Origin of the sequence: Streptomyces blastmyceticus, from assembly GCF_039521185.1 — a bacterium.
In the GTDB taxonomy this organism is placed as follows: Bacteria; Actinomycetota; Actinomycetes; order Streptomycetales; family Streptomycetaceae; genus Streptomyces; species Streptomyces blastmyceticus.
This window is the reverse complement of sequence record NZ_BAAABW010000004.1, coordinates 138,685-154,059: the sequence shown is the minus strand read 5'-3', so window position 1 is coordinate 154,059 and position 15,375 is coordinate 138,685. Positions and strand designations below refer to the sequence as shown.

The window sequence follows — 15,375 nt, the reverse complement described above, 5'->3', positions numbered from 1 at the left end:
GCGACGGCAGCGACGCCCTCAAGCCCGTAAGGACGGTGGGCTACGGCCGAACGGGCCGCTCGGGGGAATCCAGCCAAGCTCGTTGGCCTGTGGCGTCCATGCTCAGGCCAAAGCGTTCGATCTGGGGGCGCCCCTGGTCGATCCACCACTGGTAGGCGCTCTCCACCTCGTCCCACAGGCGCCGCTGTCCCCATTGATAGACGGTGAAACGGGACTTGTCGTCGCGGTGGACGACCGCGGCCCATGAATGATCGGTGAGCCCGTAGAACCACAGGGTGCGGCGCCCGTCCCCGGTCGTCCGGTCGATGAGATGAGCGCAGTCGGGCACCCGCAGGCCGATGGCGAACGCGTTCACGTCGTAGTCGCCGCCGAGGAGTTCCTCGCGTGTGAGGGTGGTGAAGGACGTCTCGGCGGCTGCACGGCTCTCGGGGGTGACGTAGCTGTCGTAATCGGGTGGTGCCGACCGTTGGGCGCGCAGGCGCATGAACGTCACGAGGTTGGTGAACGGCCCGCGCGCGCCCGCCCCGTCGTCGGCGACCGTCAGGCGGGCGGTGGCTTCGGTGGAGGAGAAGTGTGTCCCCCAGGGCACGAGGACGATCCCGCCGGGGCGGGTCTGCTCCACCCAGGTGAAGGGAATCTCACGGACGCCGCAGGTGGCGATGACCCTGTCGTACGGGGCTCGGGCGGGATGGCCCGTGGCGCCGTCGCCGTGGATGACACGGACGTCCAGGCCCAGTTGAGCCAATGCGGTGCGGGCCGCGCGGGCGGCGCTCCCGTCGATCTCGACGGTGACGACACTGGCGGGACCCAGGCGATGGGCTAGGAGACCGGCGTTCCAGCCGGTGCCGGTCCCGACTTCCAGAACCCTGTGCCCGGGGTGGGCGTCGAGGTCGGTGAGCATGGACAACACCAGCGAGGGCTTGGAAGAGGACACCGTCGCCGTCATGCCGGGCCGGTACGCGCGATGGGCTCCGTCATCCCATTGCGTGACGATCGGCATGTCGCTGTCTGCGGCGTGCTGCCAGCCGTCCGGGTCTCCGGCGCGGTCGACGGTGGTGATGCGGTGGGTGGTGATGTCATGGGGCCACATCAGGTCGGGCAGGAACGCGGACCGGGGGACGGCGCCGAAGGCGGGTGCCCACTCGGGAGCGAGGCGGCGGCCCAAGCCCGTGCCGGGCCGCCCCTTCGTGTCAGCATGCGCCGTCACTTGCGGTGCTCCCCGTCACCTTCGGGCGACGACCCGTCTGTCGTTGGTTCCTGGTCCGGTTGCCATGGCTGTCCCGGCAGCATGTCCGGCTCGTCACCGCCGTCGTTCTTGTCATGCTTGCCCATGAAGGACCTCCTGGCATTGGTGAGTTGAGGAGCGAGACGATAGCGATGGACACGGCTTTCCCGAAAGACGCCATGGCGGTACGTCAGTACAGGCTTCCGATACCCATTCGGGGGGTGTGGCGTAAGAGTTCGTACAGCAGCGACGGGGAAACGTGTGTCGAGGTCGCCGACGACCTCCCCGGCACCGTCCCCGTCCGGGACAGCAAGAACCCCGCCGGACCGGCCCTGGTGATCCCGTCCGGCGCCTGGTCCTCGTTCGTCACCGCAGTGAGTGCCGACACCCTGACCGCGTAGGGACGGGCCACGACGGCCCGTCGGCGCTCCCGGTCCAGACGTGGTCCCCCTCGGGCCGTACGGTCACGCCGAGTTCCGTCAGCCGGGGCGTGCCCGCCTTCGTCCATGCGGTCACCGCGGCTTCCGCTTCGTCGAGGAGGCGGCGTGGGCCCCACTGGCGGCCGCGGCCGTCCTTCTTCAGGCCGGCCCAGGACGAGCCGTCGCGGGTCTGGAACCACCACATCGTCTCGCCGAACCGGATCACGGCGTCGGGTACGAGAAGGTGGAAGAGGAACTCCGCCCCCAGTTTGCCGTCGAGGGCCGAGAGATCGGTTTCGGTGCGGACTCTCGCCGCCTCGCCCCGAGTGGCCCTGACAATCGGGCCGATGTCCGTCAGCTCCTCGTCGCGCTGGCCCCGTAGGACCATGAACGCCATTTCGTCGACCACCGGACCGCAAGCGCTCTGACCATCGTCGGCGACGACGAGGCGCAGTAGCGCCAGACCCCGGTAAGGGGTGACGATCACCCCTCCCGGCGCGGTCTGCGCGACCCACGGCCAGGGAATGCGATTGGCGGAGGCCGTGGCAAGCACGCGGTCGTACGGGGCGCGGTCGGGCCAGCCCTGTTCGCCGTCGTGGACAACCGTACGGATACGGCCGTACCCCGCCGCGTCGAGATTGCGGCGGGCCACGGCGGCGACCGTGGGGTCCACCTCGACGGTGACGATGTCGGCCGGATCGGTGCGCTCGGCGAGCAGGGCCGAGTCGTAGCCGCTGCCGGTGCCGATGTGCAGCACCTTGTGGCCGGGTTCCAGGTCGAGGTGGGAGAGCTGGCGGACGACGACGCGCAGGGAGGACAAGGAGGAGCTGAACCGCCCTTCCGCCCCGGCTTCCAGGGCCGTGGTCCCGTCGTCCAACTGCGTGATCAGGGCGGGGTCGTGGACGTAGACGGCCTGAGCCCAGGCATCGGGTTCCGTGTCACGGTCGATGAGCGGCCGTCCGCCGTCGTCACCTCGGCCCGAGATCCGGACCCGAGAGGGCGCGAACGCCTCACGGGCCACGGACTCGAACGCTTCCCGCACCCATAGCGCACCGAACTGCCCGGACTCCTCAAGCGCGTCGGCGCAACGGCGGCGCAGCTTCTCGTAATCGGCGGCTGCGATCATCCTGCTCCCTCACATGGTTCGAGCTGAAGGTCAGTGTGCCGACGTCGACGGTATGCATGGAAGTCCATGAGATGTCAGCCGGTGTCAGAGATCCGGACCTCACGCCCGGGGCGGAACCGGAACACACAGTCTGCGCAGGGATACCCATTCGGGGGATGTGGGGCAAGTGGCCGCGTCCGGGCGGAAATTGTGTTTTACGGTGGCGCCAGACGGGTTGCCTCGTGCCGTATACGAGGCGACCCCTGGCGGTGCTACCCACACCAGGCCAGGGGTCTACACCCGGTATGCATTTAAGGACGACTACCGGAATGCTCCGGCATGCTATCGCGCCTGCGCGTGCGTTCACGCAGGTTGCCAACGACATCATTCGTCATCCCGAGCTCTCCTCGGACGCCGTGCGCCTGCTGATCTGGCAGCTGTCGCTGCCGCCCGCCGCGGATCTGCCGTTGTGGAAGGTGGCGGAGCGGGCCGGGATCAAGACCACGGGGTTCATCCGTGCGAAGCGGGAGCTGGCCGCCGCCGGGTACTACCACGAGTGGCGCGAGCAGGGGCGGGGCGGGCGGTGGACCACCGAGCAGCTCGTGTCCGGGGTGCCGCTGACCGCCGAGGAGGCCGCTGTCGTGCGGGCGGCGCGACCGGGTGCCGAAATCCCGGCCGTCGGTGAGCCGGGGCGCCGGTCGGTCGGTCGTTACCCAAAAGAAAACACGGGGGAGAACACGAACCAACCTCCCCAACCCACGGCTTCCGAGCCGGATCCGGGCCCGGCGCCGGAAACCGAACTCGCCCCGCCCGGCGGCCCGGTGACCATCCCGCCACCCCTCGTCCAGCAGGGCGCCTACGCCCTCACCACCGTCTCCCGCACCGAACGGCGGCTGCGCCTGTCCGGCATGGACATCGCCCGGCTCGCACCGCTCGCAGGGGAGTGGTTCCAGCGGGGCGCGTGTCTGGCGGAGGTGCGTGAGGCGCTCACGGGCGGGCTGCCCGAACACGTCCACTCCGCCGCCGGGATCATCCGCAACCGTCTGCTCCGCAAGATGCCGGACGCGCCCACCTTCGCGGAACAGCGCGCTGCCGAACGGCGCTTCGTGCCACCACCCGTACGGCCAAACGCGCCAGCTCCACCCGCTGACGACACCTCGGGCGCCGTGGCGGCCGCCCGCCGTGGCGCGGCCGCCGTACGAGCCGCGCTGCGCGGGGCGGGGCCGGAGATGGCTCCGGCTTACGGCGGCGGCGACTGCCAGGTCACGGCCGGGGCCCCGGCCATCAGCAGCTGAGCACGCCGCGCGGATCGGCCTCCGCGCCGAGTTGCGGAAGCGCGTGGCGCGGCACTGTCAAGGGGTCTTCCGCAGCTCTGCGGTCAGCGTCAGGCTGCCGGGCACGGCGGCGAAGGCTTCGCGCAGGCCGGCCGCGAGGCCCGTGCGGGTGGGAGTGCCGGGCCGCGACGTCCAGGTGTCCAGCGCGCAGTGGAACGCGGCGATCAGTACATCGAGGGCGAGTCGCGGGCGTAGATCCCCTGAGCCGTCGAGGTCGAGTCTGCGGTGCAGGACGGTGAGCGCGGCGCGGCCGGTACGGTCGCAGAAATGGAGGCCGTGCGCGCCGATCGAGGGCGCATTGTCAGCCAGCCGTCGGCTGAGCAGCACCCGCCGGGCCCAGCCGTCGGCCGTCATCCGGTCCAGGGCGGCGAGCAGCGCGTCCTGCAGCATCTCCAGAAGGGTACGGCCCGCTGGTTCGCAGGTCTCGAGCTCGTCGAGGAAGGCCGCCCACAGGTCCTGGGTCGGCGCACTGGCCACGTCTTCTTTGCTGGTGAAGTTGCGGAAGAAGGTGCGCTTGGAGACGTCCACCGCGTCGCAGAGCTCGTCGAGCGTTGTGCCGTCGAAGCCGCGCTCGGTGAACATCACCAAGGCCGTGTCGATCAGGGCCTGCCGAGTGCGGAGCTTCTTGCGCTCGCGCAGCGGGAGCCGTTCGTTCGCAGCTTCAGACATGGCGGCAGTGTAGCCGGAATCGCTATGGGAGAGCGATCGCCACTTGACGGCTTGTGCCACTCAGTGGCAGAAATGGGTCCGGCGCCTCGCCCCGAAGCGCCGTGCCATCCCTGCCGAAAGGTGCACCACCATGCGCGCTCTGCTCGTCGACCGCTCCGCCCCCGCCGGGCTGCGGCTCGGCCGGAGCCCCGACCCCGAGCCTGCTCCTCACCAGGCCCTGATCCGGGTGGCAGCGACGTCCTTCAACTACGGCGAGATCAGGCACGTCCTGGAGAATGCGCCCGACGGTGCAGTCCTTGGCTGGGACGCGGCCGGCGTCGTGGAGCGGGCCGCCGCCGACGGCTCGGGGCCGGCCGTCGGCACCCCCGTGACCACTCTGGGCCACGACGGTGCCTGGGCTGAATTCCGCGCCGTGGACACCGACTTGATCGGTATTGCCCCTGCGGGCGCCGACCCGGGCGCGATCAGTACGATCCCGGTGGCGGGCGCCAGCGCCCTGCGCGCCCTGCACCGTATCGGCCCGCTGCTCGGCAAGCGGATCCTCGTCACCGGGGCCACCGGCGGCGTCGGACGATACGCTGTCCAGCTCGCCCGGCTCGGCGGTGCACACGTCGTCGCCGTCACCGGAAACCCTGAGGCACACGGCGACAGCCTGCGTGCCCTCGGTGCCCACGAAGTGATCGTGGGGCCGGGAGCGGTCGATGCGCCGGTGGACGGCGTCGTGGATCTGGTGGGCGGCCGCCAACTGGTCGATGCCTACCAGGCGCTGGCCGAGCGGGGCACGCTGGTAGCGGTAGGCCATGCGACAGACGAAAGCGAGCACTTCCCGGGTGGAGCCTTCTTCGGCGACCAGGGACGTCACGACCGCTCGATCGCCACCTTCTTCCTGCTCGCCTGCACCGGCCTCGCCCCCGACCTGACCTGGCTCTCCGCCCTTGTCTCCGCAGGCGAACTCGATCCGCAGATCTCCTGGCGTGGCAGCTGGGGCAAGGCCGCGGAAGCGGCCGAGGCCCTCCTCGGCCGCCGACTCCACGGCAAGGCGGTGCTCGAACTTGACTGGAGCGTAGCCGTGGCTACGACGGAGTAGGCGGATCGCCAATCAACCGGGCCCTGGTGACGGACCCGGTGCGGGAACGCCGATGGGCTGGACGTACGCTCCGATCATGAATGGGGAAGCAGCGCTCCGGCGTCGCATTCGAATCTGGTTGGTCGTCTTCATCGTCGGCCTGGTGCTCAGCGGGCTGACCGCTTTTCCGCTGGTCACCGAAATTCGCTGGCTGGACGAAGTGCTGCGGTCCGACGGGTCGCCGGTCCCCGGGTGGCTGCCGGGCCTGGTGGACTGGGTCGGCAGGGCCCGCGAGGGGCTGGAGGCGACCGACGCGAAATATCCGTTCGTGCTGTACGGAACGGACTGGCTGGCCTTCGCCCATCTGGTCATCGCGATCGCCTTCTACGGCCCCTACCGCGACCCGGTCCGCAATATCTGGGTCATCGAATTCGGAATGATCGCATGTGCCGCCATCGTCCCGCTGGCCCTGATCTGCGGGCCGATCCGGGGGATTCCCTTCTACTGGCAGCTGATCGACATGTCGTTCGGCATCTTCGGTGTGATTCCGCTGCTGATCGTCCGGCGCATGATCAAGCGGCTGGAGGCGTACGAGCTCGCGGCATAGCCGCGTCCGCCTTGACGATCGGACTGGCTAGGCCGCGGCCGTGTTGAAGGACAGTGTTTGCCTGTGATGGAAGTGCGGAGCCGTCAAGGGGGCGGGACTCTCGGCGACAAATGTCGCTGAGGGCTCGTCCCTCACCAGGTCCATCCAGTCCCACACCGTGAAGTCATGCCGCACCTGGACAACCTTCTGCGGCCCCTTCGTATCCACTGAGAAGTGGACGCCCGTGATCACGCCGCCCCTGGAGCTGACCAGTACGACATCGCGGTTCGCCTCGGCTATGAAGCGCATGACTTCATGAGCGGGCTCGTCGTGGCCGGCGACGGCCAGGATGTGCTGATCGGCTGCGTTCTCCAGTGGAAGGCGGGACAGGAACTGGGAGAAGCCGACTTGATGTTCCATCAGCGCGGCGACGACTTCATCCCTCGACTCGTCGAACCCCTGCGCAGGCGTGGAGCGGAACGAGAAACTCAGACCGTTCGCCAGGAGATAGTCGATCTGTGTCATCTCGTGTCGGGTCGGGTAAAGGGCGCCGTCGTCAAGACCGTGCTGGTGGAGCCAGTCGTTCACCTCGCTCCACAGCCAGGCATGCGCCCGGCCCACGGTGCCTTCCGGCTGGGGAAAGGGCTCTTTGTCGGCGAGGCGTGCGCCGGTCGCCCACTGATGAACGTTCTGACGCGAACGGCCTGTTCGCTCGGCGATCTCCTGCACCCCGACCAGATCGCGGTCCAGTCGCAGCAGTCGCAGCCCGGGAATCAGGTCACGGGCGATGTGGGCCACGGAGAGCGCGGCTTCGACAGCGTTGTCCCCATAGGAAGAGACACTGAGGAGGTCTTGACCGCCGGCCCGGGCGAGCATTGCGTCCAGTTCATCTGCGAGGCGGTTGACTGCTGTGTCGTCGTCGACAGTCGCTCCGTCCACGACGAACGTGAACTCATACTCCATGTGAATGCCCCCTGTGTTGGTGGCTAGAGTGCCTGAGCTGTTGGCAACCGTCAACAGTAAGGTCTCCCATATTGGGGCAAATCGCAAGCCTGTGAGTGGGATGTCACTCGCGAGGCCTCCCCGTCAGACTCCTGTTCGGGGAGTCTGACGGCAGAGGGCATCGCCGTGCCATGCGGGCGATCCGTCTGGCGAGATTGCCCTCGTTCCGCGGTGTCCCCGCAACCGGAATCGTTGTGCACGCGTTGTCGCACGGGCAGTGCAAGCGGGCGCCGTGCCCTTCTTTGCGGAGGGTCCAGCCGCCTTCTTTGAGCAGCTCCTCGACGACCTTGCGCACGTCCTTGGACTGGATGCTCGACGCATCCAGGGGTTTGCCGACCATCAACTCACCCCCGAACGGCAAGAGGGGTCAACCGGCCAGAAGTTGGCGAGCCGTGCTGGAAGCCGGAGCTCGCCAACGATCGCAAGGGGTATGCGGCTATGGTTGTCAGATGACACTGAGGGGGATTCTCCTCCGATGCCGGCCTCGATGCGGGACCGGCCACTCCCCGAGGCGCGTTGCTATTCGTGCCGGACGTGTCGCTCTCTGGCACTGTTCGGACCAAGATACTCCCAACTGCGGTCGTGCGCCCGGATCTACCGGATCAAGTGACCGAACCCGGGTGGTCGACCTGCCGAGTTGCCGTTGCTGGTCCACGCAACTCCACGTCGTGGCCGCCCTGTTCGGCGCTGTCGCGCGGCGCACGCGCAAGTGCGGCCGGACCCCATGCGGGGCCCGGCCGCAAGTGAAAGCGGAGGATCAGTGGGCCGTGCCCGACCACCAGATCGCCTGGCTGCCGTCGTAGATCACGACGTTGCCGTCGTCCTGGACGGCCAGGCGGGAGCCCGGGTGGCCCCAGGTGTGGGAGTGCCATACCGCGCGGCCGGAGCGGGTGTAGACGACGAAGTTGCCGTCCGTCTGGAACTGGGCCGTCCAGCCCTGGCCGACGGTGTTGGAGTTCCAGCGGGCGCGGCCGAACTCGTCGTAGATGACGAGGTTGCCGTCGGTCTGCATGACCAGCGTGGCCGTGTCGGAACTCACCGACTCGCCGCGACCCAGGGCGAACGGCGCGTTGTACACCTGGCTCGCTCTGATGGCCGCGCCCGTCGTCTGTCTAGCGGCGTCGGCGGAGGCGTGGTCCGTAGGGGCCGCGCTCGCCTGTCCGGCGAGTGTCATGGCGGCGAGTGCTGAGGTTGCGAGAAGTGTGGCGACTTTCTTCTTCACCAGAGAACTCCTTGCGTCAGGTAGTACCTCGGTGCGGCGCCCGGGAGGGCACCGCACCGGGACTCTGACAGCAAGGCCGTTGCGGCAGAATCCACCGCGCACGGCTATGACGTGTTCGCGGCACTGTTTGACCGAAACGCAGGCGTCCCTCTCAGACGCGGCAGGCCGGGTGTCCCCAGCCCTTCTCCAGCTTGGTGATGTCCTCCCCCGCCGCGTACGGCGTCCCGCACGGGCAGCGGCCGGAGAACTTCGCCTTGATCGTGCGGGTGCCGCCCCGGGGCGCCGACTTCGGGCCGGTGGACTTCTTCGCCGTACGCGCCGGAGTGCTGCGGGCCGGTGCGGGGACGGGCATGGCCTCCGCGCCCAGCGCCGTGCCGGCCGGCTGCTGGGTCGCGGCGGCGTCGCTGGCCGCCTGGTCCGCGATCGCGTTGAGATGATCGCCGTCCTCGCGGTGCGCCGGGACGTAGCGGAACTCCACCTCCCGGCCGGTCAGCAACTCGTCGATGCGTTCGACCAGTTCACGGTTGGCGACCGGCTTGCCCCCGGAGGTCTTCCAGCCGTTGCGCTTCCAGCCGGGCAGCCACTGGGTGACCGCCTTCATGGCGTACTGCGAATCCATGCGCACCTCCAGGGGCGTCCCCGGCGGGACGGTCTCCAGGAGGTCCTTCAGGGCGGTCAGCTCCGCCACGTTGTTGGTGGCCTTGCCCAGCGGCCCGGCGGCCCAGCGTTCGGGGCGCCCGTGCGGATCGGCGATGACCCAGGCCCATGCGGCAGGCCCGGGGTTCCCCTTCGACGCGCCGTCGCAGGCGGCAATGATGCGGTCAGACATCCCCCGATCATGCCAGTGCTCCCGCGGGGACCGGAAAACGAAGCCCGGTCAGGCACCGGCGAGGGTCCGGCCGGTCAGCGCCGTCAGATACTCCCGCACGTCCGCCGGGTCGTCCGTGGCCAGGCCGACATAGCCGTCCGGACGGATCACGAACAGCCCCGGGCCGTACGCCGACTTGGCGTGGCCGCCCGTGTCCAGCAGATCCGCCTCGGGGCCTCCGACGCGGCAGGTGCGCAGCCATTCCGCGGACGGGAGGCCGGCGCCCTGCTCCGTGAGGTCCAGCAGGGTGAAGTGCGGGCCCCGGAAGACGTCGAAGAGGCGGACGGGGTCGACCGCGCGGTCGTGGCAGGGGGCGTCCGGCGCGCGGTCGCCCGCGCGGAGGCCGTCCTCGGGCACGTACTGGCGGCGCTCCTGGGTGAGGGGGCTCTCGCGGTAGGAGATGCCGAGCTGGAGGGTCTCGGAGCCGCGGGGCGAGAGGCCGGAGCCGGCGGCCCGGTCCGCCGCGTTCTGCCGGGTGGACAGGCTCAGCACGCCGGCCGCCACGGGCACCCGCTCGGTGTCGTAGGAGTCGAGCACGGCGTCGGGCGCGCCGAGCCGCAGCACGGCACCCAGCTTCCAGCCGAGGTTGTACGCGTCCTGCACACCGGTGTTGAGGCCCTGGCCGCCCGCCGGGGCGTGGATGTGGGCGGCGTCCCCGGCGAGGAGGACCCGGCCCGTGCGGAACCGCTCCGCCATGGCGGCGTTGGCCCGGAACGCGGAGGACCAGCGGACCTCGCCCACCCGCAGCCCCGTCAGCCCGGTGCGCTCGGCGAGGAGGCGGGTCAGGGCCTCCGGCGTGGCGTCGCGCTCGGGGTCCGGCTCGTGGGCGGTGTCGTCGAACCCGGCGATGAGCTGGAACGTCTCCACGCCCTCCAGCGGCCGCAGGGCGATCATCCCGCCGGGCGCCGTGGGCCACATGTGCCAGTGGCCGCGGTCGATCCCCTCCAGTATGAAGTCGGCGAGCAGCACCGGACGCGCGTCGACGGGGGTGCGGGTGAAGGACGTGCCCAGCGTCATGCGGACGGTGCTGCGGCTGCCGTCGGTGCCGACCAGATACCGCGCCCGCACGGTGTCGGTGGAGCCGTCGGCGTGCCGCAGGGTCGCCGTGACGCCGTCCTCGTCCTGGGTGAAGCCGGTCAGCTCGGTCTCGAACTCCACCCGGCCGCCCAGCTCTTCGAGCCGGGCGTGGAGCAGCTCCACCGTGCGCCACTGGGGGAGCATGAGGGTCTCGGGATACGGCACGGCGGGCGTGGGCTCGCCCCGCTCGACGAGATCCCAGGTCCGGATGCGCTCGGTGCCCTCCCAGGTCTGCACCGGCGGGCACGGCCCGGCCTCCGTCAGGAACGCGGGCCCGAGGCCCAGGTCGTCGAGCACCTCCAGCGTGCGCGGCTGGATGCCCGTGCCCCGCGAGCCCGGGAAGCCGCGCCCGGCGCGCTCGACGACGCGGTGGCGGACGCCCCGGCGGGCGAGGTCGGCGGCGAGGACGAGACCGGTCGGGCCCGCACCGGCGATCAGCACCTCGGTCTCCGCGGACGTGGACGCGGACGTGGTCGTGGTCATGACGGTGTCCATCGAGGACCCCCCTTAACGACGTTAAATTCACTGTGTCCCCAGCGTGAACTGAACAGCGTTAAGCTGTCAAGGTGGCAACTCGAATCGACCGCGCCCTCGTCGCGGACACCGCACTGCGCCTGCTCAACGAAGTGGGCCTCGAAGGCCTCACCCTGCGCAGGATCGCCAAGGAGCTGGACGTCCAAGCACCCGCGCTCTACTGGCACTTCAAGAACAAGCAGGAGCTGCTCGACGAGGTGGCGACGGAGATGTTCCGCCGCATGGCCGTGCCCGTCGCGCACACCAAGAGCGACACCTGGCAGGAGCGGATGGCCGCCACCGTCCGTGAGCAGCGCCGCTTCCTGCTCGGCTACCGCGACGGCGCCAAGGTCTTCAGCGGCACGCGCTTCACCGACAACAGCTACGCCACCCCGCTGGAGAGCATGCTGCGCGACTGCATCGAGGCCGGGTTCACCCCGCGCGCGGCCGCCCGCGCCTGGTTCACGCTCAGCACGTACACCGTCGGCTATGTGATCGAGGAGCAGTCCGTCCACCCCACGCCGAAGAGCGACGACCGCGACCCCGCCTACGACAAGGAGGCGCGCGCCCGCCGCCTGGCCGGGCACCCGCTGGCCGACGAAGCGGGCTGGGAGTTCTTCGAGGACCTCGACGCGGGCTACGAGGACGGGCTGCGCGTCGTCATAGCCGGCATCGAGGCCACACTGCTACCGGGCGGCCGCGCCGCCGCTTCCGGAGAGGCCGCCGGAGACCCCGCGCAGCAGTGACCGCCGCAGGGCGGGGGTGAAGCGCCGCTCCACCCAGCGGTTCAGCACCCACGCCAGCCCGAGCATCAGGGCGATCGTCAGCGCGAACGTCCCGTACGCCGGGACGCCCAGCTTCCGGTGCAGCGCCCCGATCACCACCCACCCCAGGTGCTCGTGCACCAGATAGAAGGGGTAGGTCAGCGCCCCCGCCACGGTGAGCCAGCGCCAGTTCGCCCAGCGCACCTTGCCGAGCGCGATCAGGGCGACGGCCGCGTACCCCAGGGCGATCACGGCGATGATGGCGTACGCCGAACGGTAGGAGAAGTAGTGCGGGTTCGGCGGGTGCCACAGGCCCGCCACCGCGTAGTGCTGCCCGATCAGGAAGCTCACCCCGACGATGCCCCAGGCCGGCGCGTCATGGCCGTAGCGGTGGATCAGATAGAGGCCGATGCCGCCGATGAAGAACGAGGAGTACTCCGGCATGACCACCACCCGCAGCAGCTCCACGTGCGAAGCGGTCGTCACCACCGTCGCCAGCGTCCACACCGCGCAGAAGAGCATCACCCGGCGGCGCGTCGCCCCCGGCAGGACGACGAACAGCGCGAACAGCGCGTAGAAGCGCACCTCCGCCCAGAGCGTCCAGCACACCCCCAGCACCCGCTGCGCGCCCACCGGCTGCTGGAGCATGGTGAGGTTCACCAGGAAGTCGCTCGGCGAGACGGTCCTGTACGCCACCCACGGCAGCGCGAACGCCAGCGTCACCAGCACGATCGCCGCCCAGTAGGCGGGGTAGAGGCGGGCCACCCGCGAGGCGAAGAACGAGCGCAGCGGGCGCCCCCAGCCGCTCATGCAGATCACGAAGCCGCTGATGACGAAGAAGATCTCCACGCCGAGGCAGCCGTACGCGAACGCACCCGAAAGCGTGGGGAATTCATGGCGCGGCGAGGAGCCCCAGGCCCGGCTGACGTCGCCGTCCCGGCCGCCGTAGTGATAGAGCGCCACCATGAGCGCGGCGATCAGCCGCAGCCCGTCCAGCGCCCGCAGCCGGCTGCCCGATTCCTTCGCCGGTGGGGCGGCCCCGGTGGCGGCGGGAGTCGTACGGGCCTCGGGCAGGGTCGGGGCCGTCATGCCGTCACCGTCGTCTTCGTCGTTTTCGCCGTCTTGCGGGCCAGTCGCCGCTGGACGGCCCGCGCGCGGCGGGCCACTTTCCGTACGGTCGGACTGCGCGGCAGGAAAGCGAGCTGGGAGGGGACCGCCCCCGGCAGTGCCAGGGCGGTCAAGCGGCGCCGCTTGAAATAGCGGCGCGTACGGGCGTCGAGGTGCGCGGCGAGATACCGCTCCGCGTCCTCTCTCAGACCGGGCAGGACCTGCGGCTGCATGGCGAAGCCGACGGCGGCCAGCAGCCCCTGGGCCTCCTCGACCGACAGCTGCCGGTGCGCGGATGCGTCCTCAAGGCCGGGCAGCAGCGCGTCGACGAGCGTCACCGGGACGCGATTGCTGTTCTGGTACGGAGTGAGCCGCTCCAGCAGCAGATCCGTGCCGGTGCGGGCGACCGGCAGCCCGTGGAACGTGCTCGCCGTCAGCAGCGCGGTCGAGAAGCAGCCGACCACCAGCGCGGGCCGGATCCGCAGGAAGGCCACCTCGGCCAGCACGGGTGTGTCCAGCACCGTCAGCTCCACGCCGAGGCGCTCCGCCTCCTCCTCCAGCATCCGTGACCAGCGGGCCGGGGCCGAGGGATGGGGCTTGAACACCAGCTGCCGGTGGCCGCGCGCGGCCGCGCCGCGCAGCATGCGCACGTGCAGCCGCTCCTCCTCCTCGGGCGCGAGGATCTCCAGCGCGGACAGATACTGCCCGAGCAGCAGAGCCGCACCCCCGGGTGCGGTCACCGGGGGTGCGGCGTCGGCGAGTTCGGCCAGTACGGCGGTGAAGGCGCCCGTCGGCACGATCTCCGGCTCGACCCCGAACTCGGTCAGCAGCAGCGGGCGCAGCCCGGGCACCAGGTCCAGGTGCAGCAGCCGGCGGACGCGGGTGCCGACGAGCGGGTCCAGCTTGCTGCGCGTGGGCCCGTAGCTCATCAGCCCGTCGGCGTAGACCTCCAGCGGGGCGTCCGCGAAGCACAGGGCCAGCGCCTGCGCCGGGCTGACCTGGATCGACTCCACGATCAGCTCCAGGTCGTCGGAGCCCAGGCCCCACAGCAGCCTCAAGTGCCGCTCCCACAACGGGGCGTCGTCCGGGCGGGGCGTCCAGCCGTTGGGGTGGAAGGGGCTGATCGCCGCGTTCCAGGACAGCACCCCGTCGAAGCGGGCGCGCAGCCGGTCGAAGCCGGGCGCCTCGTCCAGGGCCGGGGTCGTCTCCGGGACGGCCGCGGTGTTGGCGACGAGCAGCAGCCTGCGGTCGGCGGGGGAGAAGCACCCGGTGTCCAGGGCGGCGGCGAGCGTCGCGGCCCCGTAGAGGGTCGACGCCAGGAAGATCTGGGTGCGGGGGCGGCCGTGCATCAGGCGGAGACCCCCGGGGCGGTGGGGCGGCGGCGCAGTCGGCGCAGCCGGGCGGCGCGGTCGTAATCCATGGAATTCAATGCGTCCTTGACCAGTTCCGGGGGCATTCTCCGCAGTGCGGCCGCGCTCCTCGAACGCAGTGCGCGGGCCACGGCGGGTTCAAAGCGTTCGATCGTGCCGAGCTGGTGGGACATGATGGCGCAGTATGTTCGAACGGCTTTCGGGAGAAGCGCGTCCGCGTCCTTGTCCCGTGCCGTCTCCTCGATTACCTGATCGAATGCGCGAAGGAAATCGAGTTGTCGCACATCGCCGATCTGGGTGAGCGAAGTGGCCACTCCCCGGCGGTAGAAAACACCCAGCAGCCCGGTCACGGCGAAGGTCCGTGCCTCGCGGTGCAACCGCCAGATCCACGGGCGGTCCTCGGCGGTGCGCAGGCCGTCCCGGAAGTGCAGCAGCCCTTCGTCCAGCAGTCGCCGGTGGTAGATCCCGGCCCAGGCGTAGGCGTAGTCGACGGACGTCGAGCGGTCGGCGGGCAGTATCGCGCCGCGCGGATCGAGCACCACCCCGCGCCTGCCGTGCGGCACGCGCTGCACGGTGCGGGTGCGGCCCGTGCACTGGACGTGGTCCGTGCGCACGAAGTCCACGGCCAACTCCTCGATCACGTCGAGCAGTTGGGGGTAGTAGTCGGGGGCGAGCCAGTCGTCGCCGTCGAGGAAGGTCACGTACTCGCCGTTCGCCGCGTCCAGCCCGGTGTTCCGGGCGGTGGCGAGGCCGCCGTTCTTCGCGTGCCGCACGACCCTGGCGCCCGGCAGGTCGCGCGCGGCGCGCTCCAGGAGCTCCGGCGTGCCGTCGGTCGAGCAGTCGTCCACGAGAATGAATTCGAAATCCTCGCGGGTGTTCGCTTGCAGGCTCCTCAATGTGTCGGGCGCATAGGTCTGCACATTGAAGAACGGCACGATGACGGAGAGCTTGACCACTCACCGGACATTAGGTGGCCCCCCGGCATTCGTCTTGTCCTGGGGCGGGCGCGAAGGTGAACGAAGCGCGGCGGAATGATGAACCCGCCGCG

The 15,375-nt window shown here is 70.2% G+C and carries 16 protein-coding genes; 5 read left to right on the top strand and 11 right to left on the bottom strand.

Translation table 11 applies throughout. The features are described from left to right. Positions 1-40: 40 nt before the first annotated feature. Positions 41-1,207, bottom strand: a complete 1,167-nt coding sequence (locus ABD269_RS04945; RefSeq protein WP_344116379.1) for a methyltransferase domain-containing protein — start codon at positions 1,205-1,207, stop codon at positions 41-43. Then, positions 1,204-1,332, bottom strand: a complete 129-nt coding sequence (locus ABD269_RS04940) for a hypothetical protein (protein ID WP_344116377.1) — start codon at positions 1,330-1,332, stop codon at positions 1,204-1,206. The genes ABD269_RS04945 and ABD269_RS04940 overlap by 4 nt, the downstream gene beginning before the upstream one ends. 72 nt (positions 1,333-1,404) lie before the next feature. Here ABD269_RS04940 and ABD269_RS04935 point away from each other — a divergent pair, with 72 nt between their 5' ends. Next, positions 1,405-1,626: a DUF397 domain-containing protein gene (locus ABD269_RS04935; protein WP_344116375.1), complete on the top strand. Its 222-nt coding sequence runs from the start codon at positions 1,405-1,407 to the stop codon at positions 1,624-1,626. Here the strand turns inward: ABD269_RS04935 and ABD269_RS04930 are convergent. Further along, positions 1,592-2,770 (bottom strand): methyltransferase domain-containing protein, encoded by a 1,179-nt coding sequence (locus ABD269_RS04930; RefSeq protein ID WP_344116373.1) that lies wholly within the window; start codon positions 2,768-2,770, stop codon positions 1,592-1,594. The two genes, ABD269_RS04935 and ABD269_RS04930, sit on opposite strands and share 35 nt — an antisense overlap. Before the next feature lie 308 nt (positions 2,771-3,078). On the opposite strand from ABD269_RS04930, the gene ABD269_RS04925 reads away from it, so the two are divergent. Continuing rightward, entirely contained in the window at positions 3,079-4,044 is a 966-nt protein-coding gene (locus ABD269_RS04925; protein ID WP_344116371.1) for a hypothetical protein, read from the top strand. Between the two features lie 57 nt (positions 4,045-4,101). On the opposite strand, the gene ABD269_RS04920 is transcribed toward ABD269_RS04925, so the two are convergent. Beyond that, entirely contained in the window at positions 4,102-4,752 is a 651-nt protein-coding gene (locus ABD269_RS04920; RefSeq protein ID WP_344116369.1) for a TetR/AcrR family transcriptional regulator, read from the bottom strand. A gap of 130 nt (positions 4,753-4,882) precedes the next feature. Between ABD269_RS04920 and ABD269_RS04915 the strand changes: the two genes are divergently transcribed. Together ABD269_RS04915 and ABD269_RS04910 are read left to right on the top strand one after the other, a co-directional pair. Beyond that, positions 4,883-5,839 (top strand): zinc-binding dehydrogenase, encoded by a 957-nt coding sequence (locus ABD269_RS04915; RefSeq protein WP_344116367.1) that lies wholly within the window; start codon positions 4,883-4,885, stop codon positions 5,837-5,839. Positions 5,840-5,915: 76 nt separating this feature from the next. Further along, the gene (locus ABD269_RS04910; RefSeq protein ID WP_344116365.1) at positions 5,916-6,425 is read left to right on the top strand and encodes a hypothetical protein; all 510 of its coding nucleotides are present in this window, start codon (positions 5,916-5,918) and stop codon (positions 6,423-6,425) included. A gap of 27 nt (positions 6,426-6,452) precedes the next feature. Here the strand turns inward: ABD269_RS04910 and ABD269_RS04905 are convergent, their stop codons facing one another. The 4 genes from ABD269_RS04905 to ABD269_RS04890 form a co-directional block, all read right to left on the bottom strand. After that, entirely contained in the window at positions 6,453-7,367 is a 915-nt protein-coding gene (locus ABD269_RS04905) for a helix-turn-helix transcriptional regulator (RefSeq protein ID WP_344116363.1), read from the bottom strand. Between the two features lie 796 nt (positions 7,368-8,163). Then, positions 8,164-8,628, bottom strand: a complete 465-nt coding sequence (locus tag ABD269_RS04900; RefSeq protein ID WP_344116361.1) for a hypothetical protein — start codon at positions 8,626-8,628, stop codon at positions 8,164-8,166. Positions 8,629-8,779: 151 nt separating this feature from the next. Continuing rightward, positions 8,780-9,457 (bottom strand): ribonuclease H family protein, encoded by a 678-nt coding sequence (locus ABD269_RS04895; protein WP_344116359.1) that lies wholly within the window; start codon positions 9,455-9,457, stop codon positions 8,780-8,782. A gap of 48 nt (positions 9,458-9,505) precedes the next feature. Continuing rightward, positions 9,506-11,056, bottom strand: a complete 1,551-nt coding sequence (locus ABD269_RS04890; protein WP_344116357.1) for an FAD-dependent monooxygenase — start codon at positions 11,054-11,056, stop codon at positions 9,506-9,508. Between the two features lie 83 nt (positions 11,057-11,139). Here ABD269_RS04890 and ABD269_RS04885 point away from each other — a divergent pair, with 83 nt between their 5' ends. Next, positions 11,140-11,832, top strand: coding sequence for a TetR/AcrR family transcriptional regulator C-terminal domain-containing protein (locus ABD269_RS04885; protein WP_344116353.1), 693 nt, complete (start codon positions 11,140-11,142; stop codon positions 11,830-11,832). Here the strand turns inward: ABD269_RS04885 and ABD269_RS04880 are convergent. From ABD269_RS04880 to ABD269_RS04870, 3 genes are read right to left on the bottom strand one after another with little or no spacing between them, the layout of a single operon-like run. Then, on the bottom strand, positions 11,773-12,939 hold the full coding sequence (locus ABD269_RS04880) for an acyltransferase family protein (protein WP_344116351.1): 1,167 nt from the start codon (positions 12,937-12,939) through the stop codon (positions 11,773-11,775). The two genes, ABD269_RS04885 and ABD269_RS04880, sit on opposite strands and share 60 nt — an antisense overlap. Continuing rightward, complete coding sequence (locus ABD269_RS04875; RefSeq protein ID WP_344116349.1) at positions 12,936-14,306, bottom strand: polysialyltransferase family glycosyltransferase; 1,371 nt, start codon at positions 14,304-14,306, stop codon at positions 12,936-12,938. Before ABD269_RS04875 ends, ABD269_RS04880 begins: the two co-directional genes overlap by 4 nt. Continuing rightward, a complete protein-coding gene (locus tag ABD269_RS04870; protein ID WP_344116347.1) occupies positions 14,306-15,283 on the bottom strand; it encodes a glycosyltransferase family 2 protein in 978 nt (325 codons plus the stop codon). Before ABD269_RS04870 ends, ABD269_RS04875 begins: the two co-directional genes overlap by 1 nt. Between the last annotated feature and the right edge of the window lie 92 nt (positions 15,284-15,375).